The sequence below is a fragment of the Allobosea sp. RCC_152_1 genome (genome assembly GCF_041360765.1).
In the GTDB taxonomy this organism is placed as follows: domain Bacteria; phylum Pseudomonadota; class Alphaproteobacteria; order Rhizobiales; family Beijerinckiaceae; genus Allobosea; species Allobosea spartocytisi.
In genome coordinates, this window is the sequence record NZ_JBFUPU010000011.1 from 141,452 (window position 1) to 167,388 (window position 25,937).

Annotated in this window: 27 protein-coding genes; 20 read left to right on the plus strand and 7 right to left on the minus strand. The window is 66.7% G+C overall.

All coding sequences use genetic code 11. The features are described 5' to 3' along the window. Positions 1-191: 191 nt before the first annotated feature. Positions 192-1,466: an ABC transporter substrate-binding protein gene (locus tag AB6806_RS25870; RefSeq protein ID WP_038365635.1), complete on the minus strand. Its 1,275-nt coding sequence runs from the start codon at positions 1,464-1,466 to the stop codon at positions 192-194. A gap of 252 nt (positions 1,467-1,718) precedes the next feature. On the opposite strand from AB6806_RS25870, the gene AB6806_RS25875 reads away from it, so the two are divergent. Then, on the plus strand, positions 1,719-2,561 hold the full coding sequence (locus tag AB6806_RS25875) for an IclR family transcriptional regulator (protein ID WP_112763267.1): 843 nt from the start codon (positions 1,719-1,721) through the stop codon (positions 2,559-2,561). A 43-nt stretch (positions 2,562-2,604) separates the two neighbouring features. Here AB6806_RS25875 and AB6806_RS25880 read toward each other — a convergent pair whose 3' ends face one another. Then, positions 2,605-3,405 carry a shikimate dehydrogenase family protein gene (locus AB6806_RS25880; RefSeq protein ID WP_142022690.1) on the minus strand — a complete coding sequence of 267 codons (801 nt, stop codon included), beginning with the start codon at positions 3,403-3,405 and terminating at the stop codon, positions 2,605-2,607. A gap of 36 nt (positions 3,406-3,441) precedes the next feature. Continuing rightward, entirely contained in the window at positions 3,442-5,157 is a 1,716-nt protein-coding gene (locus AB6806_RS25885) for an FAD-dependent oxidoreductase (RefSeq protein ID WP_142022691.1), read from the minus strand. A 204-nt stretch (positions 5,158-5,361) separates the two neighbouring features. Here AB6806_RS25885 and AB6806_RS25890 point away from each other — a divergent pair, with 204 nt between their 5' ends. The 4 genes from AB6806_RS25890 to AB6806_RS25905 are packed head-to-tail and all read left to right on the plus strand — an operon-like array spanning position 5,362 to position 9,491. Continuing rightward, entirely contained in the window at positions 5,362-5,976 is a 615-nt protein-coding gene (locus tag AB6806_RS25890) for an NIPSNAP family protein (RefSeq protein ID WP_142022692.1), read from the plus strand. Positions 5,977-5,989: 13 nt separating this feature from the next. Next, positions 5,990-6,895, plus strand: coding sequence for an NAD-dependent epimerase/dehydratase family protein (locus AB6806_RS25895; protein ID WP_142022693.1), 906 nt, complete (start codon positions 5,990-5,992; stop codon positions 6,893-6,895). After that, a complete protein-coding gene (locus AB6806_RS25900; RefSeq protein WP_142022694.1) occupies positions 6,892-7,722 on the plus strand; it encodes a sugar phosphate isomerase/epimerase family protein in 831 nt (276 codons plus the stop codon). Before AB6806_RS25895 ends, AB6806_RS25900 begins: the two co-directional genes overlap by 4 nt. 41 nt (positions 7,723-7,763) lie before the next feature. Beyond that, positions 7,764-9,491, plus strand: a complete 1,728-nt coding sequence (locus AB6806_RS25905; protein ID WP_370955840.1) for an FAD-dependent oxidoreductase — start codon at positions 7,764-7,766, stop codon at positions 9,489-9,491. Here AB6806_RS25905 and AB6806_RS25910 read toward each other — a convergent pair. Beyond that, the gene (locus tag AB6806_RS25910) at positions 9,455-9,835 is read right to left on the minus strand and encodes a hypothetical protein (RefSeq protein ID WP_370955841.1); all 381 of its coding nucleotides are present in this window, start codon (positions 9,833-9,835) and stop codon (positions 9,455-9,457) included. The genes AB6806_RS25905 and AB6806_RS25910 overlap by 37 nt on opposite strands. Before the next feature lie 31 nt (positions 9,836-9,866). On the opposite strand from AB6806_RS25910, the gene AB6806_RS25915 reads away from it, so the two are divergent. Further along, positions 9,867-10,358, plus strand: a complete 492-nt coding sequence (locus tag AB6806_RS25915; protein ID WP_370955843.1) for a sugar phosphate isomerase/epimerase family protein — start codon at positions 9,867-9,869, stop codon at positions 10,356-10,358. A gap of 11 nt (positions 10,359-10,369) precedes the next feature. Here AB6806_RS25915 and AB6806_RS25920 read toward each other — a convergent pair whose 3' ends face one another. After that, positions 10,370-11,170 carry a sugar phosphate isomerase/epimerase family protein gene (locus AB6806_RS25920; RefSeq protein WP_370955845.1) on the minus strand — a complete coding sequence of 267 codons (801 nt, stop codon included), beginning with the start codon at positions 11,168-11,170 and terminating at the stop codon, positions 10,370-10,372. A gap of 108 nt (positions 11,171-11,278) precedes the next feature. Here AB6806_RS25920 and AB6806_RS25925 point away from each other — a divergent pair, with 108 nt between their 5' ends. Further along, on the plus strand, positions 11,279-12,103 hold the full coding sequence (locus AB6806_RS25925; RefSeq protein WP_370955847.1) for a shikimate dehydrogenase family protein: 825 nt from the start codon (positions 11,279-11,281) through the stop codon (positions 12,101-12,103). Positions 12,104-12,130: 27 nt separating this feature from the next. On the opposite strand, the gene AB6806_RS25930 is transcribed toward AB6806_RS25925, so the two are convergent. Further along, positions 12,131-12,901 (minus strand): IclR family transcriptional regulator, encoded by a 771-nt coding sequence (locus tag AB6806_RS25930; RefSeq protein WP_370955849.1) that lies wholly within the window; start codon positions 12,899-12,901, stop codon positions 12,131-12,133. Between the two features lie 184 nt (positions 12,902-13,085). On the opposite strand from AB6806_RS25930, the gene AB6806_RS25935 reads away from it, so the two are divergent. The 3 genes from AB6806_RS25935 to AB6806_RS25945 all read left to right on the plus strand — a co-directional run bounded on the left by AB6806_RS25935 (position 13,086) and on the right by AB6806_RS25945 (position 15,376). Next, positions 13,086-13,706 carry a nuclear transport factor 2 family protein gene (locus tag AB6806_RS25935; RefSeq protein WP_113254097.1) on the plus strand — a complete coding sequence of 207 codons (621 nt, stop codon included), beginning with the start codon at positions 13,086-13,088 and terminating at the stop codon, positions 13,704-13,706. A gap of 61 nt (positions 13,707-13,767) precedes the next feature. After that, positions 13,768-14,637, plus strand: a complete 870-nt coding sequence (locus tag AB6806_RS25940; protein WP_370955851.1) for an intradiol ring-cleavage dioxygenase — start codon at positions 13,768-13,770, stop codon at positions 14,635-14,637. 40 nt (positions 14,638-14,677) lie between these two features. After that, positions 14,678-15,376 carry a hypothetical protein gene (locus AB6806_RS25945; protein ID WP_142022700.1) on the plus strand — a complete coding sequence of 233 codons (699 nt, stop codon included), beginning with the start codon at positions 14,678-14,680 and terminating at the stop codon, positions 15,374-15,376. On the opposite strand, the gene AB6806_RS25950 is transcribed toward AB6806_RS25945, so the two are convergent. Next, complete coding sequence (locus AB6806_RS25950) at positions 15,316-16,284, minus strand: LysR family transcriptional regulator (RefSeq protein WP_142022701.1); 969 nt, start codon at positions 16,282-16,284, stop codon at positions 15,316-15,318. The genes AB6806_RS25945 and AB6806_RS25950 overlap by 61 nt on opposite strands. Before the next feature lie 164 nt (positions 16,285-16,448). Between AB6806_RS25950 and AB6806_RS25955 the strand changes: the two genes are divergently transcribed. The 10 genes from AB6806_RS25955 to pcaF all read left to right on the plus strand — a co-directional run bounded on the left by AB6806_RS25955 (position 16,449) and on the right by pcaF (position 25,904). Beyond that, the gene (locus AB6806_RS25955; protein WP_142022702.1) at positions 16,449-17,873 is read left to right on the plus strand and encodes an FAD-dependent oxidoreductase; all 1,425 of its coding nucleotides are present in this window, start codon (positions 16,449-16,451) and stop codon (positions 17,871-17,873) included. 120 nt (positions 17,874-17,993) lie between these two features. Continuing rightward, the gene (locus AB6806_RS25960; RefSeq protein ID WP_142022703.1) at positions 17,994-19,043 is read left to right on the plus strand and encodes an ABC transporter substrate-binding protein; all 1,050 of its coding nucleotides are present in this window, start codon (positions 17,994-17,996) and stop codon (positions 19,041-19,043) included. Between the two features lie 77 nt (positions 19,044-19,120). After that, positions 19,121-19,927: an ABC transporter ATP-binding protein gene (locus tag AB6806_RS25965; protein ID WP_370955854.1), complete on the plus strand. Its 807-nt coding sequence runs from the start codon at positions 19,121-19,123 to the stop codon at positions 19,925-19,927. Continuing rightward, positions 19,924-21,015, plus strand: coding sequence for an ABC transporter permease (locus AB6806_RS25970; RefSeq protein WP_142022704.1), 1,092 nt, complete (start codon positions 19,924-19,926; stop codon positions 21,013-21,015). The genes AB6806_RS25965 and AB6806_RS25970 overlap by 4 nt, the downstream gene beginning before the upstream one ends. A gap of 11 nt (positions 21,016-21,026) precedes the next feature. Further along, positions 21,027-21,836, plus strand: coding sequence for an SDR family NAD(P)-dependent oxidoreductase (locus AB6806_RS25975; RefSeq protein WP_185748003.1), 810 nt, complete (start codon positions 21,027-21,029; stop codon positions 21,834-21,836). Positions 21,837-21,932: 96 nt separating this feature from the next. Further along, positions 21,933-22,727, plus strand: a complete 795-nt coding sequence (pcaD, locus tag AB6806_RS25980) for a 3-oxoadipate enol-lactonase (protein WP_142022706.1) — start codon at positions 21,933-21,935, stop codon at positions 22,725-22,727. Next, positions 22,720-23,115 (plus strand): 4-carboxymuconolactone decarboxylase, encoded by a 396-nt coding sequence (gene pcaC / locus AB6806_RS25985; RefSeq protein ID WP_133563694.1) that lies wholly within the window; start codon positions 22,720-22,722, stop codon positions 23,113-23,115. The genes pcaD and pcaC overlap by 8 nt, the downstream gene beginning before the upstream one ends. 150 nt (positions 23,116-23,265) lie before the next feature. Beyond that, entirely contained in the window at positions 23,266-24,009 is a 744-nt protein-coding gene (gene pcaH / locus AB6806_RS25990; protein ID WP_038365669.1) for a protocatechuate 3,4-dioxygenase subunit beta, read from the plus strand. Next, the gene (gene pcaG / locus AB6806_RS25995) at positions 24,009-24,638 is read left to right on the plus strand and encodes a protocatechuate 3,4-dioxygenase subunit alpha (protein ID WP_038365671.1); all 630 of its coding nucleotides are present in this window, start codon (positions 24,009-24,011) and stop codon (positions 24,636-24,638) included. Before pcaH ends, pcaG begins: the two co-directional genes overlap by 1 nt. A 57-nt stretch (positions 24,639-24,695) precedes the next feature. Then, positions 24,696-25,904, plus strand: a complete 1,209-nt coding sequence (gene pcaF, locus AB6806_RS26000; RefSeq protein WP_112763248.1) for a 3-oxoadipyl-CoA thiolase — start codon at positions 24,696-24,698, stop codon at positions 25,902-25,904. The last annotated feature ends 33 nt before the right edge of the window (positions 25,905-25,937 follow it).

Sequence of the window (25,937 nt, forward strand, 5' to 3'; positions counted from 1 at the left end):
GATCGGGCTGCCGGGCGGGGAAGGCGCCACGTCAAAGACGTGGCGCGGAATGAGAGGGTCGCGAGAGCCGCGGTTTCGCCGGGTTGCCGCGGCTGGCCGACGGCGCCTTGGAGCAGGATGCGAAAAAGCGGGAACCGGTTTTTCGCATCCTGCTCTGACTCCTTGGTGAGAGACGGATTCAGGTTCCGGCTCTAGAGGCTATCCATCTTGCAGGCGCTGTCGGCCGCCGATCCGAAGGCCGCGTCGATCTCGGCGACTGTCTTGGGCGCGTTCTCGAGCACGTCGACATAGTCCCACTTGTCGGTGATCTTGTCCTTGACCTTGCAGATGATGGTGCGCCGCTTCATCTGATGGTCGAAGTCGCGATAGCTGACGTCGAGGTCGCCGTCCTTCACGTGCCAGGTTTCCAGGGCCTTGACGATCGCGGCCGGCTCGGTCGACTTCGCGAGCTCGATCGATTCCAGCAGGGAACGCATGCCGAACCAGCCCATCCAGGCCTTGTCCGGCGGCGGCTGGTTGAATTTCTTCATGTAGGCGTCGGTGAAGGCCTTGTCGTCCTCGGTGTTGGCCGGGTTCTTATAGTACCAGACCATGGTGTAGATGCCGGTCGCGGCGTCCGGGCCGACGCCCCAGATATCGGTGTTGCCGATCGAGATTTCGGCGAAGGGAATTTTGCCCTTCATGCCGAGCTCGTTCCACTGCTTCAGGAAGGTGGTCAGGTCGCTGGCGGAAAGGCCGCCGACGACGACGTCGGGTTTGGCGGCCCGGATCTTGAGGATGAAGGACGAGTAGTCGGGCGTGCCGACCGGCACCTCGTCGGCGCCGACGATGGTACCGCCGTTCTTGGCGTTGAAGTCGGTGAAGCTCGCCTTGATGTCCTGGCCGAAGGCGTAAGCCGCCGTCAGCGTGTACCAGCGCTTGCCGAGGCCCATGCAATAGGGGGCCAGGACCTTGGTGTGGACGTCGACGGGCGGTTGCAGCCGGAAGGTGTATTTGTTGCAGAGCTTGCCGGTGAGATCGAGCGCGGCGGCGTTGGCCGCGACATAGGGAATCTTGGCCTTCTTGGCGACCGCGGAGATGGCCAGCGCGAAGGAGCTCTGGGCGCCTCCGATGAGCGCGCAGACCTTGTGCTCGTCGATCAGCCGCTGAGCGTTGAGCTGGGCGCCTTGCGGGTTCGGCTCGTCGAGCCAGATGATCTCGAGAGGCCGGCCGAGGAGTTGGTTGTTGCGCTGCTCGGCTGCGAAAAGACCGCCCTGCGCGAGGAAGGTCGACTGGTCGACGATGGCGCCGGTCTTGGCCCAGATCATCCCGATCCGGATCGGCTCGGCCGCGGCGGCATTGCCGATATAGGGCATGCCGAGCTTGCTGCTCGCCAATTGCGTCGCGGCGAGGCCGCCGGCTCCGAGAAGGAGCGAACGGCGCGAGGTGCCGGCTCCCCTTCCGCCATTCCCGTTGCGTTGGGTCATCAGGTCTCCTCCGGGTGTCTTCTTGGGGCGCCGTCTTTCGGGTCGCTCGCGGTAGCGGTATCGTAAACTGGAATAAAAGTCCAGTTTGTGATACCGGTCTTCAAGTGGTGCTCCGGTCAATAAAAAATTCGATCTTTTACAAGATGTTAGGGCGTTCTTGCCGATGGGGTGGCGGTGAACGGCCCGGCCGGGCATTTGTGAAGAGAGCCCGGCCTCCTCTATCGTGACCCTTCAACGCTGTCGGAGACAATGATGCCCAGGACAAAAGAAAAAGGGGCGGGGCCAGATGGCATTCTCAAACGCACCCTGCGGATCCTGGAAATCCTTTCCAACCATCCGGGCGGCATGCCGTTCTACGAGGTCGCCGACGCCATCAAGATTCCGCGCAGCGCGACCCATCGCCTTCTGGCGAGCCTGGTCGAGGAGGGCTATGTCCGGCAGGAGCGCGATTTCGGTTCCTACGTTCTGACGGCGAAGGTCGCCTCTCTCGGATTGCGCTATTTGCAGGCGCACGGCATCACCGATCTGATGCAGCCGGTGCTCGACCGGCTGGCGCAGGACTGCGGCGAGCTCGTCCGGGTCACGATCCTGGACGAGGACCGGCTGATCTTCGTCGCCAAGGCGCAAGGCGCGCGCGGCGGGCTGCGCTACGATCCCGACGCCGGACAGGAAGCGAGGCTCTCCTGCTCTTCTTCGGGGCTGGCATGGCTTTCGACCAAATCCGACGAGGAGGCCATCGCGCTGATCGAGAAGCAAGGCTACGGCTCGCGCGAGGAGTACGGGCCGAACGCGCCGCAGACGGCACAGGCGGTCCGCCGGCGGCTGCGCGAGGCGCGATTGCTCGGCTACGCTGTCACCCAGCAGACATTCTCGCAATGGATGAACGCCATCGCCACGCCGATCCGTGCCTCGCTCGACGGCCGCGTCACCGGCACGATCAGCATCGCCGGGCCGTTCATCCGGCTGACCGAGGAGCGCATGCAGCAGCTCGCGCCTCTGCTGGTGGCGGCCGCCCAGGAGCTCGGCCAGCTCGGCCCGACGGTGCGCCTGCCGGTCGAGAAGCCGGGCGAGCCGCGCCCGAACATCTTCGTCTGAAGCGCCGGAGCCTGCGGCGTTTCCCTGAAATCCGCGGCTCGCGCTAGTTTGCGGTTTCAAGCCAGAAGTCGAGCATCAGCGCGGCCTCGGATTCGAACATCTCGATGCCGGTCGAGGTCTTGCAGCCGATCCGGCGGGCCGTCTCGATCAGCGGCGTGAGCGCCGGCTTGGTCACGACATCGCTGATGAAGGTCGCGGGGCTCAGCCGCGTCATGTCGAAGGGCAGGGCGTCGTCCGGTTTCATCCCGGCCGGCGAAGCGTTGGAGACGGTGTCATAGCCAGTGGGGTCGGGCGAGCCGATCGTGACCTTGCCGGGATGAGCCCCGTTCAGTTTTGCGATCAGCGTGTCGCGGCGTGAGGCGTCGGTGTCGTGGATGGCGAGTTCGCGCGCGCCGGCATCGAGCAGCGCAAGCCCGATGGCGCTGCCGGCCCCGCCTGCGCCGATCAGCAAGGCGCGCTTGCCGTCGAGCTCGGCGCCGTTCTTTCGCATCGCGCCGACATGGCCGGGGCCGTCGAACATGTCGCCATGCCAGGAACCGTCCGGGTTGCGCCGCATGACATTGGCGGAGCCGAGCACCTGCGTCGTCTTCGACATCGTACGGCAATGCGGGACCACCGCGAATTTATGCGGCACCGTGATGCAGATGCCGTCGCAATTGGGTAGGCGACCGGCCAGCGTGACGAAGCCGGGGACATCCTCGGGCAGGATGTCGATCGGCACCATGATGGCGTCCTTGCCGTTCTCCTCGAACAGCCGGGTCATGCCGTAGGGCGATTTCACCTGCGCAATCGGATGGCCGATGATGAAATAGACGCGGGTCGCGCCGCTGAAATTGTCGAGCATGTGAATTCCGATCCGGGGACAGAGGTGCGAAGCCGGTCAGGCGGCGAGGGCGTCCTGAACCGCGATGTAGGCGAAGGTCATCGCCGGCCCGAGCGTGATGCCCGGCGCCGGGTAGAGGCCGGCCATGATCGAGTTCTGGTCGTTGCCGATGGCGTAGAGGCCGGCGATCGGCCCATCCTTGCCGAGCACCCGTGCGTGGGCGTCCGTCACCAGGCCGGCGCTGGCGCCGATATCGCCCGGATAGAGCTTCACAGCGTAGAATGGCCCGTTCTCCAGCGCTCGCATGGTTGGGTTGGGGCCGTGCTTCGGGTCGCCGAGATTGCGCTGATAGGCGGTGGTCCCGCGGCCGAAATCCGGGTCGATCCCGGTCGCGGCATACCCATTGAAGGTCTCGATGGTCTTTTGCAGTTGCGGCGCATTGACACCAAGCTTGCTTGCCAGCTCGGCCAGCGTTTCGCCTTTCACCAGATAGCCGTCCTTGAGCAGGAAGGGCATGCCGCTGCCGCCGGGACGGACCATGCCGAGGCCGTAGGTCTTGATGGCCTGATGATCGGCGATCAGGAAGGCCGGAATGCTGGGCTCGTTGCGGTGCGCCTCGATCATCGCCTTGCCGGTGAGGTGATAGGAGGTGCTTTCGTTGAAGAAGCGCCTGCCGGCCTTGTTGACGATGATCGTGCCCGGCTTGGCCCGGTCGAAGACGAAATGCGGGAAGACGGCCTTGGTGCCGTCCGCCCGCTGACGGATCGAGACCGGCGCCCAGAACACGTTCTCGACATTGCGGTCGCCCATGCGCGCGCCAGCGTTCAGCGCGAGTTCGAGCGCCGCGCCCTTGTGCCCCGGCGCGCCCGGCGTGTGGATCTCGGCATCCGGCACCAGTTCCTTGCGCAAGGTGGGGTTCCGGTTGAAGCCACCGGAGGCGAGGATGACGCCGTGCACGGCATGGATGTCCTGGCGCCCGCCATTGCGAAGGAGGCTGACGCCGGCGATGCGTCCGTCCTCCTCGATCAGCCTGTCGACCTGGGCTTCAGTCCAGACCGTGCCGCCGCGCTGGAGGAAGGAGTGCAGCAGCCGGCCGATCAGGGCGTTGCCCATGGTCAGCCGGGCGCCGCGCCTGCGGCTGAGCCGGTCGCGCGCATAGCGGGCGACGAGTGCCAGCGAATAGCGGAATGAAGCCCAGGATTTCTTCAGGTTGAGCAGATGGGCGATGTCGTTGCGATCGACCATCAGCCCGTTGAGGATGGTGAATTCCGGGATCGGCGGGCGGATCAGATCGAACTTGTCGCCGAGCAATCGGCCGTCGAAGGGAACGGGCTCCAGCGCGCGGCCCTTCATCGTCGACCCCGGCAGGTCGGAGATGTAGTCCGGGTGCAGCGGGTAGGGCCGCAGCTTCACATCCGTCTCACGGTCGAGCAGTTCGACGGCGCGCGGGCCCGCCTCGAGAAAGGCGCGGATCATGTCGGGGGCGGCGTAGTTGCCGAGCGCGGCATGGAGATAGGTCTCGGCCTGTTCGACGCTGTCCTGCGTCCCGACCTCGGCGGTGTGAAACGTGTTCGGAATCCAGATGGTCCCGCCCGAGAAGGCGGTGGTGCCGCCGACATGTTCGGTGCTCTCCAGCAGCAGCACGCGCGCCCCGCGCAGCGTACCGAACAGGGCCGCCGTGAGGCCGGCGCCGCCGCCGCCGATCACGACCAGGTCGTAGACATTCGCATCCTTCGCCACTGCCGAGGCGATTCCTTCGGGTGATCCGGCCACGCTTCGCTTCCTCTCCCTGGCGGTGCCGGATCGGCCATCGGCGAGGCCTTCGCCACCGGCCGACCACGACGCCGCCGCTACCCGGCTCTTGTCGGTGCTCTCTGGTGAGCCGTATATTCAAAACTGAAATGAAATTCCAGAATGAACTTTCATTGATGACGCGATGCGGCTATGTCCTGTCGCTAACGAGCAGGAGGAACGCCGATGCGCTATGCCGTCACCAGGATCAGGCCCGAGGTCGGAGGGCTGCCGAAGGTTCTCGCCGGGATCGAGGCCGCCGTCACAGGCAATGGATTTGCGGGCAAGCTCCTCGGCTGCTTCACGGCCGAGATCGGCGCGCTGAACCAGGTCCTGTTTCTGCAGGGCTATGAGGATGACCGCGCTCTGGCGGAGGATCGCGCGCGGCAGGTCGTCGAGGGCAGTCTGTTCGGCGCGGCTGAGCATTTCCTGGAGGTCGAGACGACGACCTATGCGCCTTTCGACTTCGTCGCGCCGCTCGCGCCCGGAAAGCACGGCCCGGTCTACGAGATCCGCATCTACGGCGTGAAGGCGGGCGGCCTCAAGCCGACCATGGATTTGTGGCGCGCGGCCGTGCCCGAGCGCGCGAAGGTCTCGCCTCTGCTCGGCGCGATGTATGCGCTCGACGGGGCGCTGCCGCGCTTCCTCCATATCTGGCCCTTCGCCTCGCTCAATGACCGCATGGCCAAGCGGGCCGAGGCCGTCGAGCGCGGCATCTGGCCGCCGAAGGGCGGGCCGGCGCATCTGACCAGCCTGAGCTCGGCGATCTATCTGCCGACCGCCTTCTCGCCGCTGAGCTAGGAGGGGCGGCGCCATGCGTGTGCTCATGACCGGCGGCACGGGCTTCATCGCCGCCTGGATCATTCGCCGCCTTCTGGCCCGCGGCGTTGCCGTGCGCGTCCTCGATATCGCCTCGGACAGCGGCGCTGTGCGCAACATCCTCGGCGAGCTTGCCGGCCGGGTGGAATGGCGGCGCGGCGATGTCCGCGACGGGGCAGTCGTCCATGAGGCGGCGGAGGGGTGCGACCGCGCCATCGCGATGGCCGGCATCCTGACGCCGGCCTGCCGGGCCGATCCCGTCAAGGGCGCGGAGATCAACCTGATCGGCACGCTCCACGTCTTCGAGGCGGCGCTGCGCCTGCGCATGGCGCGGGTGGTCTATGCCAGCTCGGCCGGCGTCTTCGGCCCGGACAGCGGCAGCACCCCGTTCCCGATGACGCATTACGGCGCCTTCAAGCTCGCCTGCGAGGGCAGCGCACGTGCTTACTGGGCCGATCACGCCATGCCGAGCGTCGGCTTCCGCCCCTATATCGTCTACGGCCCGGGCCGTGGCGAGGCGGGCGCCAGCGCCGGGCCGACCCTGGCCTGCCGGGCCGCCGCGCAGGGCGTGCCCTATGAGATCGACTATGTCGGCCCGTCCGGGCTCGTTTATGTCGACGATGTCGCGGCGGCCTTCGAGGCGGCGCTGTTCAGCGATGCGCCGGGCGCCCACGCCTTCACCCTTGCCGGCAGGACCGTGACCATCGACGAGGTCATCGCCGAGATCACACGGCAGGTGCCGGGCGCAAAGCTCAGCGCGCGTGGCGCGCCGATGCCGATCGCACCCGAGCTCGCGAAGGACGACATCGCCTCGCTCCTCCCGGGGCTGCCCGAGACCAGCCTCTCGGACGGCATCGCCGCCACCATCGCCTATTACCGCCATCAGGACCGCAAGGCATGAACCGCCTGATCTCGCTCGCCCATCTCACTGTCATGGAGCTCGCGCCGCCGGACGTCTTCAGCGCGGCTGCGGAGGCCGGCTACAGCTATGCCAGCCTGCGTCTTGCGCCGGCAGCGCCCGGCAAGGAGGCTCAGTTCCCGATGATCGGCGATACGCCGATGTTCCGTGAGACGCAGCGGCGTATCGCCGATAGCGGCGTGGCGCTGTTCGATTTCGAGATCCTGCGCATCAACCGCGACACGCGCCTGACCGATTTCCTGCCGGTGATCGAGACCGGCGCGAAGCTCGGCGGCAAGTTCGTGCTCGTCGCCGGCGATGTCGAGGACGAGCCCTTCATGATCGACAAATTCGCCGAGATCTGCGCACTCGGCGCACCCTTCGGCATCGGGATGGGGCTGGAGCACATGCCCTGGACCGGCGTGAAGACGCTCGCCGCCGCCCGGCGCATCGTCGAGGCGACCAACCCGGCGAACGGGCACATCATCGTCGATGCGATTCATGTCGACCGCTCCGGCGAAACGGCCGCCGACGTGGCGGCGATGCCCAGGCACCTGCATTGCTATTTCCAGATCTGCGACCTGCCCGCCGAACGTCCGAAGGATCACGAGACGATGATCTACCAGGCGCGGCAGGCACGTTTGCCGCCGGGCGAGGGCGGGCTCGACCTCACGGGCATGCTGCGCGCCGTTCCTCAGGACCTGCCGATCAGCGTGGAGATTCCGATGGCCGAGCTCGCCAGGACCATGCCGGCGGCGCCACGCGCACGGATGCTGCGGGAGAAGACAGAGGCGATGCTGCGCGCGGTCCAGGCCACGGCCAGCGTCTGATACCTCACGCCTCCACCGGCGAAGGCCGATCCCTGATGGATATGAGCAACCGTCCTGAAGAGCATTGCGACCTGCTGGTGATCGGCTCGGGGGCGGGTGGTCTTTCGGCAGCCGTCGTCGCAGCCTGGCACGGGCTGAAGGTCGTGGTCGTCGAGAAGGAGCCGGTCTTCGGCGGCACCACCGCCTGGTCCGGCGGCTGGATGTGGGTGCCGCGCAATCCGCTCGCCTGCGAGGCCGGGATCGAGGAGGACGGGGAGGCGGTTCGCACCTATCTGCGGCACGAACTCGGCAACCATTACGACGAGGCCCGGATCGAGGCTTTCCTGGCGGCGGCACCCGAGATGGTGTCGTTCTTTCGCGCGAACACCGCCGTGCAGTTCATCGACGGCAACAAGATCCCCGACATGCATGGCAACGCGCCCGGCGCCGGGCTGGGCGGGCGCTCGGTCTGCGCGGCTCCGTTCGACGGGCGCGAGCTTGGACCGCTGGTCGCAAAGCTGCGGCCGCCGCTGCCCGAAATCTCGCTGCTGGGCATGGGGATCGCCTCGGGTGCCGATTTCGCCCATTTCCTCAACGCGACACGATCCTGGACGTCCTTCCGCCATGTCGCGCGCCGCATCGGTCGGCATGCTCTCGACCTCGCGCGGCACGGGCGCGGCATGCAGCTCGTCAACGGCAATGCGCTTGTCGCGCGGCTGCTCAAATCCGCCAGCGATCTCGGCGTCGATCTGCATGCGAAAGCGCCGGCCCGTCGCTTGCTGAGCCATGACGGGGCGGTCATCGGGGCCGTCGTCGACCGGGACGGGCAGGAGCATCGGATCATCGCGCGCGCCGGCGTCGTGCTGGCTTGCGGCGGCTTTCCGCATGATTATGAGCGCCTGAAGGAGCTGGTGCCGCGCAATCCGACCGGGCGGGCGCATTGGTCGGCGGCACCGCGCAGCAACACCGGCGACGGGCTGCGCCTGGGCGAGAGTGTCGGCGCCCTCGTCGATGGCGGGCTCGCGGCGCCCTGCGCCTGGGCGCCGGTCTCGCTGGTGCCGCGCAGGGACGGTTCCTTCGGGCATTTCCCGCATCTCGTCGAGCGCGCCAAGCCGGGGCTGATCGCGGTGACGGTCGATGGGAGCCGCTTCGTCAACGAGGCCGACAGCTATTACGACTACGTCGAGGCCCTGCTGAAGGCGATCCCGGCCGGGGCGGAGCCGGTTTCCTGGCTGATCTGCGACCACCGCTTCCAGCGCCGCTATGGGCTCGGCTTCGCCAAGCCGGCGCCACTGCCGCTCGCGCCTTATCTTGCCAGCGGCTATCTCAGGCGCGGTAAGACGCTGGCCGAGCTTGCGCGGATCTGCGGCATCGATCCGGACGGGCTCGTCGAGACGGTGGCGCGCTACAATGCGGCAGCCGCTCAGGGCAGGGATCCGCAATTCCACCGCGGTGAAACGCCCTATAACCGGATGGGCGGCGATCCGGCGGTCCGGCCCAATCCGTCGGTCGCGCCGATCGAGCATGGCCCCTTCTATGCCGTCAAAATCGTGCCGGGCAGCCTCGGCACCTTCGCCGGGCTGAAGACCGACGCACAAGCCAACGTTCTGGATACGCAGGGGCGTCCGATTGCCGGCCTTTTCGCGGTCGGAGCCGACATGGCGAGCGTGATGGGCGGAACCTATCCGGCGGGTGGCATCAATCTCGGCCCGGCCATGACCTTCGGCTACCTCGTCGGAAGGAACGCCGCGCATCACCTCCACTCCTCCGCAACAGGACATCCGCCATGACACGCGCGCTGAACCTGCACGACCTCTCCATCGCCAATCTGACGGTCGGCGGCGGCGATCCCGTGGCCCTGATCGAGGCTGCGGGTGAAAGCGGCTTCGGGGCTGCGGGGCTCGTGCTGCGCTCGGCGATGAACAAGCCGCTGGCCCGCGAGGTCATCGGCCGACCCGAGGTCATCCGCGCGATCAAGGCTGCGTCGAAGGCGACCGGTGTCCGGGTCTTCGATGTCGAGGCCTTCGTGCTGCGCCCCGGGATCGATGCGGCGAGCTTCGTGCCCGCGCTCGAAACCGGTGCGGAGCTGGGCGCGACCCATATCTCGGCGATCGGGACCGAGATCATCGGCCATGACAGCTTCCTGTCGGAAGCTGAGCGGATCGATGTTTTCCCGGCTTTGCGAGGAAGCCGCGCGTTGCGGCCTGCATGTCGGTGTCGAGTTCATGCGCTATCGCGACATCCCGAATCTGGCGGCCGCGCTCGCGCTGCTGGAGGCGGCGGGCAAGGCCAATGCCGGCGTGATCCTGGACGTGCTGCATTTCCACCGCACCGGCGGCACGCCGCAACAGCTCGCCGCCTGTCCCGCCGCACGCATTGCCTATGTCCAGCTTTGCGATGCCGGCCCGGTTGCGCCGCCGCTCGAAGCCTTGCCGGCCGAGGCACGGGGAGGGCGTCTCCATCTCGGCGAGGGTGTCATCGCCCTCGACGACATCCTCGACGTCCTGCCGGATGGCTTGCAGATGGTGGTGGAAACGCCCGTCGCGAGCGAGGCTGCCCTGACGCTCCGGGAGAAGGTCGCCAGCGCCGCCGAGCACACGCGGCGCTTTGCAGCCAGGCGCGCCGCGCGGTCGAGCGAGAAGCGGCAGGCCTGCTGATGGCGCCTCGGTCAGCCGCGGCCGATGCTCGCCAGCAAAGCGCGACAGGCGGCGCCGGCGCGGCGTGCCCTTTCGCCGTCGTCATGGCCATAGGCGACGCTGGGCGCTTCGAGGGCGATCGGCTTGTCCGCCGGCAACGCTTTCAGGAAGTCCGCCAAAGGCAGGCCGCCATCGCCCGGATAGAGCCTTGCGCCGCGCGCTTCGGCCCGTAGCCCCTCCAGGCCGGGAGAGGATTCGGGCGCATCGCAGAGATGGCCGTAGGCGATCAGTGCAGGATCGATCGCGGCGATGTCGGCCGGGGAACCGCCGGAGCGGGCGAGGTGCAAGGCGTCGATCAGCAGGCCGGCATGGGGCTGATCGGCCGCCTTCAGGATCTCCTGCGCAAAGGCGAGCGAATCCAGGGCGGTATAGGGAATGAACTCGAAGCCGACACCCATGCCGTATTCGCGGGCCATGCCGCAGAGCTCGGCGAGGCGGTCCGTCATGCGGTTCCGGTCGGTGTCGTTGCCGGCGACCAGCAGGTTGCGGGCGCCGAGTTCGGCTCCGGCCTCGAGCGCGGGACGAAGTTTCGGGACTTGCGTCTGCGGCCACAGCCAGACCGCCTCGATATCGAGGAGCGTGAGACCCGTCGCCTCCAGCGCCGCCTTGGTCCGCCGGCGCAGCCCGGCATCGGTGACGACCGGGAAGAAGGCGGCTTCGGGCGCGGGGTCGATCAGGCGCAGCCCCACCGCGTCGAACCCTCCCTGCTTGGCGAGCGAGATCAGCTCGAGCGGCCCGGCCTGCATGAAGGTGAGGTGCGCGAGCGACAGCATGGCATGGCTTCCGGAGAAAAGGCGGCAGCCGTTTCAAGCGCCGCTGGTCCGCTGATTGTTTTCATCTATAAATAAGTTCATATATTAGATCAATCGAAAGGCGGCACCATGGCCGCTGCGACGGAGGAAGCGATGCTGGAGATGCTGAGCGGCGAGACGCGGATTTTCGTGATCATCGGTCACCCCATCGCGCAGGTGAAGGCGCCGGCGGGCATGACGAAGGGTTTCGTCGAGCGTGGCCGCAACGCCATCGTCGTGCCGATCCATGTACTGCCGGAGAATGTCGACGCCTTTATCGAGGCGCTGGGGCCGATCCGGAATGTCGATGGCATCATCGCCACCGTGCCGCATAAATTCGCAGCGCGGCGTCATTGCAGCTCGGTCTCGGCGCGGGCGCGGCTGCTCGATTCGGCGAATGTTGTGCGGCGTAACGCCGACGGCTCCTGGGACGGCGACATGACCGACGGGCAGGGCTTCGTCAGCGCCATGATGCAGACGGGCTGCGAGCCGCTGGGGCAACGCGCGCTGCTCGTGGGTGCCGGCGGGGCTGGCAGCGCCATCGGCCTGCAACTGCTCGATTCCGGCGTCGCCGAGCTTGCCGTGCACGACATGGATGTGGCCAAGCGCGATGCGCTGATCGCGAAATTGTCCGGCATGCATCCCCGCAAGGTGGTGCCCGGTTCGGCCGATCCCACCGGTTTCGGCATCGTCGCCAACGCGACCCCGATGGGGATGAAGCAGGGCGATCCGCTTCCGGTCGAGGTCAGCAGGTTGAAGCCGGAGACATTCGTCGGCGATGTCATCACGGTGCCGGAAGTCTCGCCCTTGCTCGATGCGGCTCGGCGCATCGGTTGCCGCACGCAGACCGGCGTCGGCATGTTTCTGGCGCAGCGCGAGCTGATGCTCGACTTCCTCGAAGGCAAGCCGATCTGAGAAGGGCCCGATCTCAATCGGCCTGTTTCAGGCGATGCCGATCCGTTCGCGTATCATCGCAACGGCTGCGTCCAAGGCCTTGAGGCAGCGCTGCTTCAGGGCCTCGTCATAGCGCGCCACCGGCAGCGCGATATTGACCGCCGCGAGCGGAAAGCCGGAGCGATTCAGGATCGGTCGGGCCATGCCCGCGATGCCGGGCGTGAACTCTTCCACCACGAAGGCGATGCCGCTGCGCTGGATCTCCGCGATCTCCGCTTCGAGCGCGGCGACGCTGCCGATCGTGCGCGGCGTGATCGCCTCGAGGCGGATGCGGGAAAGGTAGTCCTGGCGCATCTCCGTCGGCAGATGGGCGAGGAGCGCCTTGCCGCCCGAGGTCGCATAGAGCGGCGCCGTATCGCCGACGCGCATGAGGTAGTGCAGCCGGTGGGTGCCGCTGGCCGTCGCCATGACCTCGGAGACGTCGCCCTTCAGCACGTTGAGCGCGCAGGTCTCGCTGGTCGCCCGCGCGGTTTCGGCGAGCACGGTTTCCGCGACGCTGGCGAGGTCCCGCGTCTCGGCGCTGCGCTGCCCCAAAGCCGCGATGGCCGGCCCGAGAAAATAGCCTTTGCTGGCCGGGTCGTAGTCGAGATAGCCGCGACTGACCAAGGTCTTGAGCAGTTGCGTCAGGCTGCTCTTGGGGATCGCGAGCTGCGCGGCGATCTGGGTATGGGTCTGGGCGGCGTTCCAGCGACGCAGATACTCGAGCAGGTCGAGCACGCGCATGGCTGATTTGACGGAGCCCGACTCGGCCGGCTGCATGAATTTATCCGGTTTCTTCAAATGCTTCGGTCAGCCCGTGGAAGCGCCGTGCGATAGTGGAGCTTCGTCCGGGTGGTTTCAACCTGTTTCCCGGTTCGGACCCGGCGAGCCGCGATGACTTCTTTACATAATGAACTTGTTCTCATATGAAAACTTCCAACGAATGTGCAATGGGAGGCATCGGATGAGCGAGGAATGGAGGGAGCGCCTGCTGATCCGCGATCTCGTGGAGAACTGGGCCGTCTGGCGCGATGCCGGCGATTGGGAGCGCTTCCGCAGCGTCTGGCACGATGACGGGCGGATGATGGCGACCTGGTTCCAGGGGACGGCGGACGAGTTCATCAAGGTCAGCCGCGAGGGCTTCGAGAAGGGCGTCAGCATCCTGCATTTCCTCGGCGGGACGGCGATCGACCTTGCCGGCGAGCGCGCCATCGCCCAGACCAAGATGACGATCAACCAGCGCGCCAGCGTGGACGGCGTCATTTGCGACGTGGTCTGCACCGGCCGGTTCTACGATTTCCTGGAAAAGCGCGACGGAAGCTGGGGGCTGGTGCTGCGCCAGCCGATCTACGAGAAGGATCGCCTCGATCCGGTCGATCCTTCGCAGGCTCCCAAACTGGACCGGGCGAGGCTCGAGAGTTTCCCCGTCGGTTATCGCCATCTCGCCTATCTGCAGTCGGGATTGGGCTTCAAGGTCAAGCCCGACATGCCGGGACTGACCGGGCCGGTCGTCGAGGATCTCTACCGGCGCGGCCGGGCCTGGCTCGCGGGCAAGCCGCTGGAATCGGCGCCGCGCGCGGCCTGAGGCGCAGCGCATCCGGCGAAGCGGGGCGAGCCCCGGCAGGCATCGCAGGCAGGAGGAAGCCATGCGCAATTTCGACGAGAACTCGATCACCCAGGCGGTGCTCGACCGCGTCGCGCAGGCGCCCGATCCGCGCACGCGCCAGATCGGGCTGGCGCTGGTGCGCCATCTCCATGCCCTGGTGAAGGAGGTCGAGCCGAGCATGGCGGAGTGGGAGGCGGCGATCGGCTTCCTGACCCGCACCGGACAGATGTGCGACGACACGCGCCAGGAATTCATCCTGCTCTCGGATACGCTCGGCGTCTCGATGCTGGTCGATGCCATCAATCACCGCGACGCGGACGGCGTGACCGACACCACGGTGCTAGGCCCCTTCTATGTGCAGGACCCGGCCGTGTTTCCGCTGGGCTCGAACATCTCGGACGGGATCAAGGGTGAGCCGCTTTTCGTCTCGGGCACGGTGGCTTCCGCCGACGGGACGCCGTTGGCGGGCGCTGCGGTCGATGTCTGGCATTCCGATGCGGACGGCTATTACGACGTGCAGCAGATGGACGAGCTGGGCGGGCTGGCGATGCGGGCTCGCCTGCTGGCCGACGCGCAAGGGCGGTTCCATTTCTGGACGATCAGGCCCGCGGCCTATCCCATTCCCCATGACGGTCCGGTCGGCGAGATGCTGGCGGCACAGGCGCGTCATCCCTACCGTCCGGCCCATGTGCATTTCATGATCCATGCGGACGGGCATGACACGCTCGTCACCCATGTCTTCGTCGCCGGAGATCGCTATCTCGATTCCGACGTGGTGTTCGGCGTGAAGGATTCGCTGATCCGCGAATTCCCGTCCCATTCGCCGGGCACGGCTCCGGACGGTCGGATGATGGACAGGCCCTATGACAGCCTGCACTACGATTTCCGCCTGAAGAGGAAGCCGGCGTGAGAATCGGCGCGGACGGGGCTGACAAAGGCGGGGCGGGACGATGCTGAAAGGGCGCGGGCTGCTTTCGCTCTGGAACGGGGTCGATCCGGACCGGCGCGCGGAATACGATCTCTGGCATACGCGCGAGCATGTTCCCGAGCGGCTCGCGATCCCCGGCATGCTGCGCGCCCGCCGCTATCATCGCGGCGAGGGGCCGTTGCCGGAATTCCTGACGCTCTACGAGCTCGAAGACAACGCGGTGCTGGCGAGCGCGCCCTATCGGAAGCTGCTGGAGACCCCGACGCCGTGGTCGCGCAGCATGCGCCCGTCCTTCCGCGGTTTCTTCCGTGTGGGCCATCTTGCGGTACTGAGCCGCGGCGGCGGCGTCGGCAGCGCGCTGATGGCGACGACCTTCGCGGATGTCTCAGCCACTGAGGGCGCTTGGGACGTGGTCGCGGACCATGTCCTGCGCGAGACGGCGGCGAGCGCGGTCCATGTCCTGCAGAAGGACCCGGCGGTCGCGCCCGTGCCGTTCACGGTGCCGGCGGCCGGCGTTGCCGCTTATGCCGATGGCGGGGCGATCATGATCGAATGCTACGACCGGAACCGGCTCGCGGATATCGCCGGCGTGCTCGAGCCTGTGCTCGACGCGCAGGGGCTGGCGCCGGGGCGGGCGGGCTGGACCGCCTACGACCTTGCCTATCTGCTCGACAGGGAGGAACTGCCCGGCGTGGTCGCCTTGTCCCGACCGGAGGCCTGAGCCTCACCGGAGGGAATTCCCTTGGGATGGCGGGCGATCGCGTGCAGCAGCATGCGTTGCAGATGCTGCGCCGGGCGGGGCAGCGGTACGCCGTCGCGCGCGATGATGCCGACCGTGCGCCGGATCGAGGGCGCGGTGATCGGCAGGATGCGCAGGTTTGGGCTCGGCGGGATCGCCAGGCGCGGCAGCACGGTGACGGCAATGCCGTTGGCGACGAAGCAGACCGCCATGTTGACGCGCTGGACCTCATAGGCCCAGTCGAGCCTCTCGCCGAAGGTGCCGAGGCTTTCGCTCAGCATGAAGCCGTGGCTCGTCGTGGTGGCGACGCGGGCCAGCGGATAGCCGACGAGATCTGCCCAGGTCAGCGCCTCGCGTTCCGCCAGCGGATGGCTGGCGGGCACCGCCGCGACGAAATCCTCCTCGAACAGGGCGCGGGACTTCTGGGTCCAGAGCTGCGCGCCGAGGATGGTCAGGGCGAACTGGGCCTCGCCCGAGGAGACGCGCTCGCGCAAAGCCGCGGCCGGTTCGTCGAAGACCGTCACCGAGACCTGCGGGTAGCGCTGGCGGAATTCGCGCAGGACGTCCGGCAGGAAATGCTCGCCGAGCGAGCCGAGGCAGCCGACCGAGACCTTCTCCTGCGACTGCCGGCCCTCGCGCTTGAGATTGTCGTAGAGATTGCTGAGCCGCAGCAGCGCGTCGCGCGCCTCCGGGAAGAACGCCTGTCCCGCTCGCGTCAAGGCGAGGCTGCGCGTCGTGCGCTGGAACAGCGTGACGCCGACATCCTCCTCGAGCTTGCGGATGCGGTGACTCAACGCCGTCTGCGACAGGCGCATCGCTTCGGCGGCGCGCCGGAAGCTGCCGAATTCGGCAATCTGGATGAAAGCCTCGAGCCCGGCGACGTCCATCATGTGGCTTCCGATTGAGCAATATTGCTCATGAATAGGCCTCCCAAATTCATTTGAACAGCGTTGTTCGGCTTGACTATCCTCCTTGCAAGAAACTGCCGCCGAGCCTCCCTCACGCCCCAAGCGGCTGCGGAAAGGCCCGGCCACGAAGCCCGAGGAAACGCATCATGGGTTCGATGGAAGGCGAGGGAGGACGGCTGTTCTTCCGCTCCGAGACCTTCGATACGGAAAAATTCGAGCGCCGCAGGCTCTCGAACAAGACGATCACAGAGCCGGCGCGCGAACTGCCTGTTCATACCGAATGCGACGTGCTGGTCGTCGGCGGCGGGCCTGCCGGCACGGCGGCTGCCGTTGCCGCCGCCCGGCGCGGTGCCGATGTGGTGCTGCTGGAGCGCTACAACCATCTTGGCGGCCTTTCGACCGGCGGCCTCGTCATCTGGATCGACCGGATGAGCGACTGGCAGGGCCGGCATGTCATTCGCGGTTTCGCCGAGGAATTGCTGTCACGCCTGACCCGCGACAAGATCGCCGGGCCGGAGCCGCAGGAATGGGGCTCGCATGACCCGGAGCGCGTCGCCTATTGGGGGCAGCGCAACGCGGCGTTCAACAACACCGTCACTCATGCGCCGACGCTGGATCCGGAATGGCTCAAGGCGGAATCGCTGGCCATGGTGCTGGAGGCCGGCGTGCATCCGATCTTCCACGCCTGGGGTGCGAGTCCGCTGATGGAAGGGCGGCGCGTCGCCGGCTGCACCTTCGAGAGCAAGGAGGGCCGGCGCGCGATCCTCGCCCGGGTGACGATCGACGCGACGGGCGACGGAGATCTCTATGCCGGCGCCGGCTCCGGCTTCGACACCGAGGTCGATATCCGCGACATCCATGGCTGCATGAACACCTCCTGGCTGTTTGCGGGCGTCGACATGAAGGCCTTCCTGCGCTTCCGGGCCGAGACGCCGGAGCAGTTCTCGCAATTCATGGCGCGCGGTCGCGAGGCGATGCGCTTCTTCGACAAGCCCTCGGTGTCGTGGCGGGACGATATCGCCGTCTTCATGGGGCCGCGGCTCGCCGGCTATTCGGCGCTCAAGGTCGAGGACCTCTCCGAGGTCGAGATCAGGAGCCACCAGCTGATGCTGGAGCATCTCGCCTTCTACCGCGCCCATGCCCCGGGCTTTTCGGACGCCTTCATCATGTTGTCGGCGCCGCAGCTCGGCGTCCGGCACGGCCGGCGCCTCAAGGGGCTGGGCAAGCTCACCCGCGAGAACTGGGATGGCAGCACGGCGCCGGACGAGATTGGCGTCTCGCCCTCGCTCGCACCGAAATTCGCGAACATCTCGGTGCCCTACGGTTCCATCGTGCCGCGCGAGATCGACGGTCTGCTGGCGCCTGGCCGGCATCTCTCCTGCGATGCCACCAGCCATTCTTTCATGCGCGAGATCCCGCAATGCTGGCTGACCGGCCATGCGGCGGGCGTCGCCGCCGCCATCGCCGCCGACCGGGGCGTGACGCCGGCGCAGGTGCCGATCGCGGAATTGCAGGCGGGCCTTACAGCTCAGGGAGCCTATCTCAGCGCGGTGTCGGAGCTTGTAAGCTAGGAGACGACGGCCTTCCGCCGCTCAGGATGGTTGACGAAAGCGGATGAGCGGGCCGAAGAAGCCCGCAGACGTGACACGAACGGGAAGGCGGCAGGCAGCCGTCCCCAAAGGGAGGAACGGATGTTCGAAGGTTTTGCTCGCTGGCGTAGCGCCTGCGTCGCCATGGTCTTTGGTTTTGCCGGCTCGCCGGCCTTGGCCCAGGCACCCGCGCCGAAGCCGCTCGACCCGCCCCAATCCGTGCGTGTCGCCTATGTCCCGATCATGAAGTTCGCCACCGCCTATGTCGCGGAGTCGCGCGGGCTCTTCAAGAAATACGGGCTCAACGTCCAGCTCGACAGCGTCAAATCCGGCACCGAGGCGATCGCCTTCCTCGACAAGGGCTCCGTCGATGTCGGCGGCATCTCGATCGTCGCCTCGCTCTGGTCGGCGTGGAATCGCGGCCTCGATATCCGCGTGATCGCGCCGGGCGGGCTCGATCCGATGACCGACGGCCCGACCAAGCTGATCGTTCGCAAGGACCTGCTCGATTCCGGCGCGGTGAAGTCGGTCGCCGACCTCAAGGGCAAGCGCATCGCGGCAGCGGGTGGACCGGGCAGCGGCGGCGAGTATTTCGTCAGCAAGGCGCTGGAGAGCGCCAAGCTCAGCTTGCGCGACGCGCAGCTCCTGAATGTCGGCAATGCCGACATGCCGGCGGCGATGGAAGCGAAGTCCGTCGATGCGGTGCTGACCTCCTCGCCCTATTCCGACCAGATCCTCAAGGCCGGTACCGGCAAGCTCCTGATGCAGGACATCACGCCCGGCCTGATGACGGTCGCCTTCGTCGCCTCGGGCAAGTTCATCAAGGATCGGCCGGAGGTGGCCGAGCGCTTCGTGCTGGCGATGACGGAAGCCGCGCGGCTGATGCAGGGCGCCGACTTCCTCGCCCAGCCCAATATGGACGGCTATCTGAAATATACCGCCTCGACGCCCGAGGCGATCAAGAACGGCGGCTCGGTGATCTTCGATCCCAATATGGCGATCCCCACCGACGGCCTCGCCGATATCGAGCGCGTGCACCGCGAGAACGGCCGCACCGAGTACGACAAGCCGCTCGACATGGCGAAGGTGATCGACGGACGCCTCGTCGCCAAGGCGGTCGAGATCCTCGGCAAGGTCGCTCCGGCGAAGTGAGCGGCACGGCGGCCCGGATTGAATTCCGGCTTTCGGACAGGATCGATGCAAGAACAACAAGCCCGGAGGGTCGGCCGATGACCGTCGCCATGCAGGCCATCGCCGCGCCGAAGATCGGCGCGCGCAATGTCAGCAAGCACTATCCCACGGCCGACGGCACCATGGTCGCGCTGGAGGATTTCTCCCTCGACGTGGCCGACGGCGAATTCGTCTGCATCGTCGGCCCCTCCGGCTGCGGCAAGTCGACCTTCCTGCGGATGGTGGCGGGGCTGGAATCGATCTCGCTGGGCTCGATCGACATCCGTCCCGGCCAGGAGAGGGCTAAGCCGCTCAACAGCGTCGTCTTCCAGGAATACGCGATCTTTCCCTGGAAGACGCTGATCGAGAACGTCGCCTTCGGCCCGCAGATGCGCGGTATCGGTCGCAAGGAACGGCTCGACACCGCGCGCTACTGGCTCGACCGCGTGGGCCTGGGCAAGTTTTCCGAGTACTACCCGCACCAGATCTCGGGCGGCATGAAGCAGCGGGTCAGCATCATCCGGGCGCTTGCCAACGATCCCGAGGTGCTGCTGATGGACGAGCCGCTCGGCGCGCTCGATGCCCAGACTCGCGTCGTCATCCAGGAGGAGCTGCTGCGGATCTGGGAAGAGACGCGGAAGACCGTGCTCTACATCACCCATAGCCTCGACGAGGCCGTGCTGCTCGGCGACCGCGTCATCCTGATGAGTGCCCAGCCCGGCCGGCACCTCGCCACCTTCAAGATCGACCTGCCGCGCCCGCGCACCATCGCGATGCAGAACTCGCCGCGCTTTGCCGAATACCGGGCCGAGATCTGGGAGAAGCTCAGCGCCGAGGTGACGCGCGCCATGGAGGCACGGCCATGACGATCGCATCCACCGAAGGCATCACGGCGAGTGACGACCGGACGCCTGTGAAGGGGTCTCCGGCGGCCAACAACGATGCGCGCGCCATCCTTCTCCTGCTCGCCGCAGGCGTGGCGCTCAATGCCGCGCTCGCGATCGCCGGGCTGTGGAGCGATTTCGCCTGGCCGGCGATCGGGGCGAGCTTCGTCCTGCTGGTGCTGGCCTGTGAGCGCGTCGGCCGATTGGTGCCGGTGAAGGGCAGGGGTGCCTATGAGCGCACGCTGGCGCTGGGCTTTCCGCTCCTCGTCCTCGTGCTCTGGGAGCTCGCTGCCGATAGCGGCTTCATCAACCCGACCTGGTTTCCGCCGCCGAGCCGGATCGGCGCGGCGCTCTGGGATTTGAGCACGCGCTACGATCGCTTCTCCGGCACGACCCTGCTCGGCCGGCCCTGGCTGATGCCGGAAGCCTTCAATAGCGAGGGCTGGGCCGGGGTCTGGAAGCTGGTGGCCGAGAGCCATGTCTTCGCGACGGTGGCGCGCGTCCTCGTCGGCTTCGTGCTCGGCGCCATTCCGGGCGTTTTGCTCGGCGTGGTGATGGGCCTGAACCAGACGGTCAGGCTGATGCTCGATACGACGCTCTCAGCGATCTATGTGCTGCCCAAGATCGCGATCTTCCCGATCGTGATGCTGATGTTCGCCGACCCGTTCGGCGAGGCGCCGAAGATCCTGGTGGTGGCGCTGTCCGTCTTCATCCTGATGGCGATCAACACGATGGCGGCGGTGCGCGGCATCGACAAGGTCTACCTGATGGCGGGCAAGAACTACGGTGCCAAGGGCTGGTCGATGCTGCGCCACGTCATCCTGCCCGGCGCCATGCCGGTGATCTTCTCCGGCCTGCGCATCGCCTTGGGCACGGCGATGATCGTGATCATCTCGGTCGAGTTCGTGCGCGCCAAGCAGGGTGTCGGCTACATGACCTTCTATTACTGGGAGGTCCTCAACCCCGAGAAGATGTATGCCGGCCTCGTCGTCGTCATGATCCTCGGCGTGCTGCTGACCTACGCGCTGCAATGGCTGCAGCGCCGGCTCATGCCCTGGCAGCAGAAATAAGAGGTACGGCGATGAAGGTTGCTCTTGTCACTGGCGGTGCTGGCGCCGTCGGGGCCGCCGCCGCGCGGATGCTGGCCGAGGACGGTTTTCGCGTCGTGCTGGCGGATCGCGCCCTCGAACGGACGCAAGCGATCTGCGACGAGATCTGCCGCAATGGCGGCGAAGCCGTCGCCGAGCCTGTGGATCTGCTGGAGGAGGGGGCTTCGCAACGCCTGATCGACAGCGTGGCGGAGCGCTTCGGGCGGCTCGACTGCCTCGTCAACAATGCCGGCATGACCGGCGCTCCGCGCATCGACAGCGTCGAGCTGTCGGTCTGGAACGCGGTGCTCGCGCTCAACCTGACCGTGCCGATGCTGCTCGCCCAGGCGGCGCAGCCCTTGATGAAGGGGAGCGGCGGCGGCAGCATCGTCAATGTCGCCTCGCGGGTCTATCTCGCCGGCACCGGCGTCGCCTATACCTCCAGCAAATCGGGGCTGATCGGTCTCACCCGCGTGCTCGCCGTGCAGCTCGGCCCCGACAATATCCGCGTCAACGCGGTGGCGCCGAGCTTCCTCAACACCCCCTTCAACGACAAGATCGTGAAGGAGAACACGGGGCTGGCCGCTTCCTTCCGCAAGATGTCGCCGCTTGGCCGGCTCGGGACTGCCGAGGATGTCGCCGGCGCGATCGCCTTTCTGGCCTCGCCGCGCGCGAATTTCATCACGGGCGACGTCATCCATGTCTGCGGCGGCACGCAGCTCGCGCCGCAGCCTGCCTCGGCGGGCGCCGACGACGCCAGTCATAACCAGACGGAGTCGGAGGAGCATTTGATCGCCAGTTAAAATAACTACAGGGTTATGTTGACCGGCGATAATGCCATTTAACATGAGCATCCAAATCGCTCATGATGGCCTCGTATTCGGGGTAAGACGTCTTCCATGGCTTTCACTCGCATCGACGGCAAGCTCGTGCACTGGCGCGACAGCGGCTCGCGCGCGGCGCCGGCCGTTGTGCTGGTCAATTCGCTCGGTACGGATTTCCGAATCTGGGACGAGGTCGTCGCGGCGTTGTCTCGCGACTGGCGCGTCATCGTCTATGACAAGCGCGGCCATGGCCTCTCGGACGTACCACCGGGGCCTTATGCGATTGCCGACTTCACCGATGATCTGATCGGGCTTGCCGATCACCTTGGTTTGCGGCGTTTTTCGCTGGTCGGGCTCTCGATCGGCGGGCTGATCGGGCAGGATCTGGCGGTGCGCGCGCCGGAGCGTCTTGCGGCGCTGGTGCTGGCCGATACCGCCGCGAAGGTCGGCACGGCCGAAAGCTGGAATGCGCGTATCGATGCCGTCCGCAAGGGCGGGCTTGCCGCCATCGCCGATCCCGTCATGGAGCGCTGGTTCACTCCTGCCTTCCATGCCGAGCGGCCGGATGATCTCGCCGGCTGGCGCAATGCGCTGCTCCGCCAGCCTGCCGATGGCTATATCGCGACCTGCCAGGCGCTGAGCCAGGCCGATCTGACCGCCGCCATAGGCGCTATCACGGTGCCGACGCTGGCCGTGGCCGGCGATGGCGACCTCTCGACGCCGCCCGATCTGGTTCGGGCGATGGCGCAGCGCATTCCGGGCGCGGGCTTCGCGCTGATCGAGGGCTGCGGACACATTCCCCCGGTGGAGCAGCCCGCCCGGCTGCTCGCGCTGGTGGCCGGACATCTGGAGAAGCACGGACGTGGCTGACGTATCGGATCGTTTCAAACAGGGCATGGCGACCCGCCGCAAAGTGCTCGGCGAGCGCTATGTCGACGCCGCCGTCGCCAATACCGATGCCTTCACCGAAGACTTCCAGACGCTGATCACGGAAAGCGCCTGGGGTACGGTCTGGTCGGGCGACAGGATCAGCAAGCGCGAGCGCTCGATGCTAACCATCGCTCTGCTCGCCGCGCTCGGCCACCATGACGAGGTCGCGATGCATGTCCGGGCCACGCGCAATACCGGCGCCAGCATGGACGACATCAAGGAAGCGCTGCTGCATGTGGCGATCTATGCCGGCGTGCCGGCGGCCAATCACGCTTTCAAGATCGCCAAGGCGGTCTATGCGGAGATGGAGAACGAGAAGGCGGGCTGAGCCCACCTGTCGCGAGCCGGCCGTTCGGTGAGCAGCAGCTTGGGCGTGGCAAAGCCTTGAATTGAGCAAGATCAAGAACAGTGGGCCGATCTCGTCGCAATCTGGCTTTCAGCTTGACGAGACAGGCTCCGACGGAGGGAGGCGCCGCAAATGCGCAACGAGAATTCGAGCCATCAGGGCGGTTCGTTCTACCAGCGTGATCGAAGCTGGCATCCGCCGGCCTTTACGCCCGATTACAAGACCTCCGTGCTGCGCTCGCCGAAGAACGCGCTGCTGTCGCTTGGCAATACGCTCTCCGAGATGACCGGGCCGGTCTTCGGCCACAACATGCTCGGGCCGCTCGATAACGACCTGATCCTCAACTACGTCCAGACCGGTGAGCCGATCGGCCCGCGCATCATCGTGCACGGCCAGGTGCTGGATGAGGATGCGAGGCCGGTGCGCGGCGCGCTGGTCGAGTTCTGGCAGGCCAATGCCGGCGGCCGCTACCGCCACAAGAAGGAAAGCTATCTCGCCGCCATCGACCCGAATTTCGGCGGCTGCGGGCGCACCATCACCGATGACGAGGGCCGCTATTGGTTCCGCACCATCAAGCCCGGCCCCTATCCCTGGCCGAACGGGGTCAATGACTGGCGCCCGGCGCACATCCATTTCTCGGTTTTCGGCCATGCCTTCGCGCAGCGGCTGATCACCCAGATGTATTTCGAGGGCGACCCGATGATCTGGCAGTGCCCGATCGTGATGGGCATCCCGAGCCGCGAGGCGGTGGAGCAACTCGTCGCAGGGCTCGACCGCGAGGCGACCTTGCCGATGGACACGATGGCCTACAAATTCGATATCGTGCTGCGTGGCCGGCGCTCGACCCTGTTCGAGAACCGGATGGAGGGGAACTGATGGTCCAGTCTCTGCGCCGTCTCAAGGAAAGCCCGTCGCAGACGGCGGGGCCCTACATCCATATCGGCGCGACGCCGAACTTCTCCGGCATCGAGGGCATCTTTCCGCATGATCTCGGCTCGCTGCCGCTGTCGCCGGAGGTGAAGGGTGAGCGCATTGTCGTCACCGGCCGCGTCTTCGACGGGACGGGGGCGCCGATCAAGGACGCGCTGATCGAGATCTGGCAGGCCGATGCGCAGGGGCTCTATCCCGGCTCCGGCGAGCGCCGGGGCGAGGCCGATCCGCATTTTCCCGGCTGGTTCCGCCAGCCGCTCGACGGCAACACCGGCGTCTATCGCTTCGAGACGATCAAGCCGGGCATCGTCCCCTATTTCGACGGTCGCCCGATGGCGCCGCACATCACCTTCTGGATCGTGGCGCGCGGCATCAATATCGGCCTGCATACGCGGCTCTATTTCGGCGATGAGGAACAGGCCAATGCGGCCGATCCACTTCTCGCCCGCATCGAGCACCGCCTGCGCGTGCCGACGCTGATCGCGACGCGCGGCGACGACGAGGACGGCATGCCGGTCTATACCTTCGACATCCGCCTGCAGGGCGAGAACGAGACGGTCTTCTTCGATATCTGAGGGCGGCTTCCGGCCGTCCTCCCGACCCGAACAGACAGCAAGCAGAGCAACGACGACATGAGCGAAGCCTTCATCTGTGCCTATGTCCGCACGCCCATCGGTCGTTTCGGCGGGTCGCTATCCTCGGTGCGGGCGGACGATCTCGGTGCGGTGCCGCTGAAGGCCCTGGTCGAGCGTCATGCGGGCGTCGATTTCGCTGCCGTTGACGATGTGATCTTCGGTTGCGCCAACCAGGCGGGCGAGGACAATCGCAATGTCGCGCGCATGTCGCTGCTGCTCGCCGGCCTGCCGAAGGAGGTGCCGGGCACGACGATGAACCGGCTCTGCGGCTCGGGCATGGACGCCGTCATCACCGCGGCCCGCGCGATCAAGGCAGGCGAGGCCGAATTGATGATCGCGGGTGGCGTCGAGAGCATGTCGCGCGCGCCCTTCGTGCTGCCCAAGGCCGACAGCGCCTTCTCGCGCCATGCCGAGATCCATGACACCACTATCGGCTGGCGCTTCATCAACCCGTTGATGAAGGCACAGTACGGCGTTGATTCCATGCCGGAAACCGGCGAGAACGTCGCGGCCGATTGCAACATCAGCCGCGCCGATCAGGATGCCTTCGCTGTCCGTTCGCAGCAGAAGGCCGTGGCCGCGCAGCAGAACGGCAGGCTCGCCAAGGAGATCGTCGCGGTTTCGATCCCGCAGCGGAAGGGCGACCCCATCCGCGTCGAGGTCGACGAGCATCCGCGCGGCGACACCACGCTGGAGAAGCTCGCCAAGCTGCCGACGCCCTTCCGCAAGGAAGGCGGCACCGTCACTGCTGGCAATGCCTCAGGCGTCAATGACGGCGCGGCGGCTCTCATCATCGCTTCCGAGAAGGCGGCGGCGAAGTATGGCCTGACCCCGCTGGCGCGGATCGTCGGCGGCGCTGCGGGCGGCGTCGCGCCGCGCGTGATGGGGCTGGGGCCGATTCCCGCGACCCGCAAGCTCTGCGAGCGTCTCGGCCTGAAGCCCACGGATTTCGACATCGTCGAGCTCAACGAGGCCTTCGCGAGCCAGGGCATCGCCGTGCTGCGCGATCTCGGCATCCCCGAAGACGGCGTCCATGTGAACCCGAATGGCGGCGCGATTGCGCTCGGCCATCCGCTCGGCATGTCCGGCGCCCGCATCGCCGGCACGGCGGCGCTGGAGCTGTCGCTGACCGGCAAGCGCCGTGCGCTCGCGACCATGTGCATCGGCGTCGGGCAGGGCATCGCAATCGGGCTGGAACGAGTCTGAGACAACAGGATAGTCTGCCGTCAGTTCGGCAAG

Excerpts from the sequence above, each read along its gene's own strand:
- AB6806_RS25870 (WP_038365635.1), bottom strand. The coding sequence starts at position 1,466 with ATGACCCAACGCAACGGGAATGGCGGAAGGGGAGCCGGCACCTCGCGC.
- AB6806_RS25875 (WP_112763267.1), top strand. The coding sequence starts at position 1,719 with ATGCCCAGGACAAAAGAAAAAGGGGCGGGGCCAGATGGCATTCTCAAA.
- AB6806_RS25880 (WP_142022690.1), bottom strand. The coding sequence starts at position 3,405 with ATGCTCGACAATTTCAGCGGCGCGACCCGCGTCTATTTCATCATCGGC.
- AB6806_RS25890 (WP_142022692.1), top strand. The coding sequence starts at position 5,362 with ATGCGCTATGCCGTCACCAGGATCAGGCCCGAGGTCGGAGGGCTGCCG.
- AB6806_RS25895 (WP_142022693.1), top strand. The coding sequence starts at position 5,990 with ATGCGTGTGCTCATGACCGGCGGCACGGGCTTCATCGCCGCCTGGATC.
- AB6806_RS25900 (WP_142022694.1), top strand. The coding sequence starts at position 6,892 with ATGAACCGCCTGATCTCGCTCGCCCATCTCACTGTCATGGAGCTCGCG.
- AB6806_RS25905 (WP_370955840.1), top strand. The coding sequence starts at position 7,764 with ATGAGCAACCGTCCTGAAGAGCATTGCGACCTGCTGGTGATCGGCTCG.
- AB6806_RS25910 (WP_370955841.1), bottom strand. The coding sequence starts at position 9,835 with ATGGCCGATGATCTCGGTCCCGATCGCCGAGATATGGGTCGCGCCCAG.
- AB6806_RS25915 (WP_370955843.1), top strand. The coding sequence starts at position 9,867 with ATGTTTTCCCGGCTTTGCGAGGAAGCCGCGCGTTGCGGCCTGCATGTC.
- AB6806_RS25920 (WP_370955845.1), bottom strand. The coding sequence starts at position 11,170 with ATGCTGTCGCTCGCGCACCTCACCTTCATGCAGGCCGGGCCGCTCGAG.
- AB6806_RS25925 (WP_370955847.1), top strand. The coding sequence starts at position 11,279 with ATGGCCGCTGCGACGGAGGAAGCGATGCTGGAGATGCTGAGCGGCGAG.
- AB6806_RS25930 (WP_370955849.1), bottom strand. The coding sequence starts at position 12,901 with ATGCAGCCGGCCGAGTCGGGCTCCGTCAAATCAGCCATGCGCGTGCTC.
- AB6806_RS25935 (WP_113254097.1), top strand. The coding sequence starts at position 13,086 with ATGAGCGAGGAATGGAGGGAGCGCCTGCTGATCCGCGATCTCGTGGAG.
- AB6806_RS25940 (WP_370955851.1), top strand. The coding sequence starts at position 13,768 with ATGCGCAATTTCGACGAGAACTCGATCACCCAGGCGGTGCTCGACCGC.
- AB6806_RS25945 (WP_142022700.1), top strand. The coding sequence starts at position 14,678 with ATGCTGAAAGGGCGCGGGCTGCTTTCGCTCTGGAACGGGGTCGATCCG.
- AB6806_RS25950 (WP_142022701.1), bottom strand. The coding sequence starts at position 16,284 with ATGATGGACGTCGCCGGGCTCGAGGCTTTCATCCAGATTGCCGAATTC.
- AB6806_RS25955 (WP_142022702.1), top strand. The coding sequence starts at position 16,449 with ATGGGTTCGATGGAAGGCGAGGGAGGACGGCTGTTCTTCCGCTCCGAG.
- AB6806_RS25960 (WP_142022703.1), top strand. The coding sequence starts at position 17,994 with ATGTTCGAAGGTTTTGCTCGCTGGCGTAGCGCCTGCGTCGCCATGGTC.
- AB6806_RS25965 (WP_370955854.1), top strand. The coding sequence starts at position 19,121 with ATGACCGTCGCCATGCAGGCCATCGCCGCGCCGAAGATCGGCGCGCGC.
- AB6806_RS25970 (WP_142022704.1), top strand. The coding sequence starts at position 19,924 with ATGACGATCGCATCCACCGAAGGCATCACGGCGAGTGACGACCGGACG.
- AB6806_RS25975 (WP_185748003.1), top strand. The coding sequence starts at position 21,027 with ATGAAGGTTGCTCTTGTCACTGGCGGTGCTGGCGCCGTCGGGGCCGCC.
- pcaD (WP_142022706.1), top strand. The coding sequence starts at position 21,933 with ATGGCTTTCACTCGCATCGACGGCAAGCTCGTGCACTGGCGCGACAGC.
- pcaH (WP_038365669.1), top strand. The coding sequence starts at position 23,266 with ATGCGCAACGAGAATTCGAGCCATCAGGGCGGTTCGTTCTACCAGCGT.
- pcaG (WP_038365671.1), top strand. The coding sequence starts at position 24,009 with ATGGTCCAGTCTCTGCGCCGTCTCAAGGAAAGCCCGTCGCAGACGGCG.
- pcaF (WP_112763248.1), top strand. The coding sequence starts at position 24,696 with ATGAGCGAAGCCTTCATCTGTGCCTATGTCCGCACGCCCATCGGTCGT.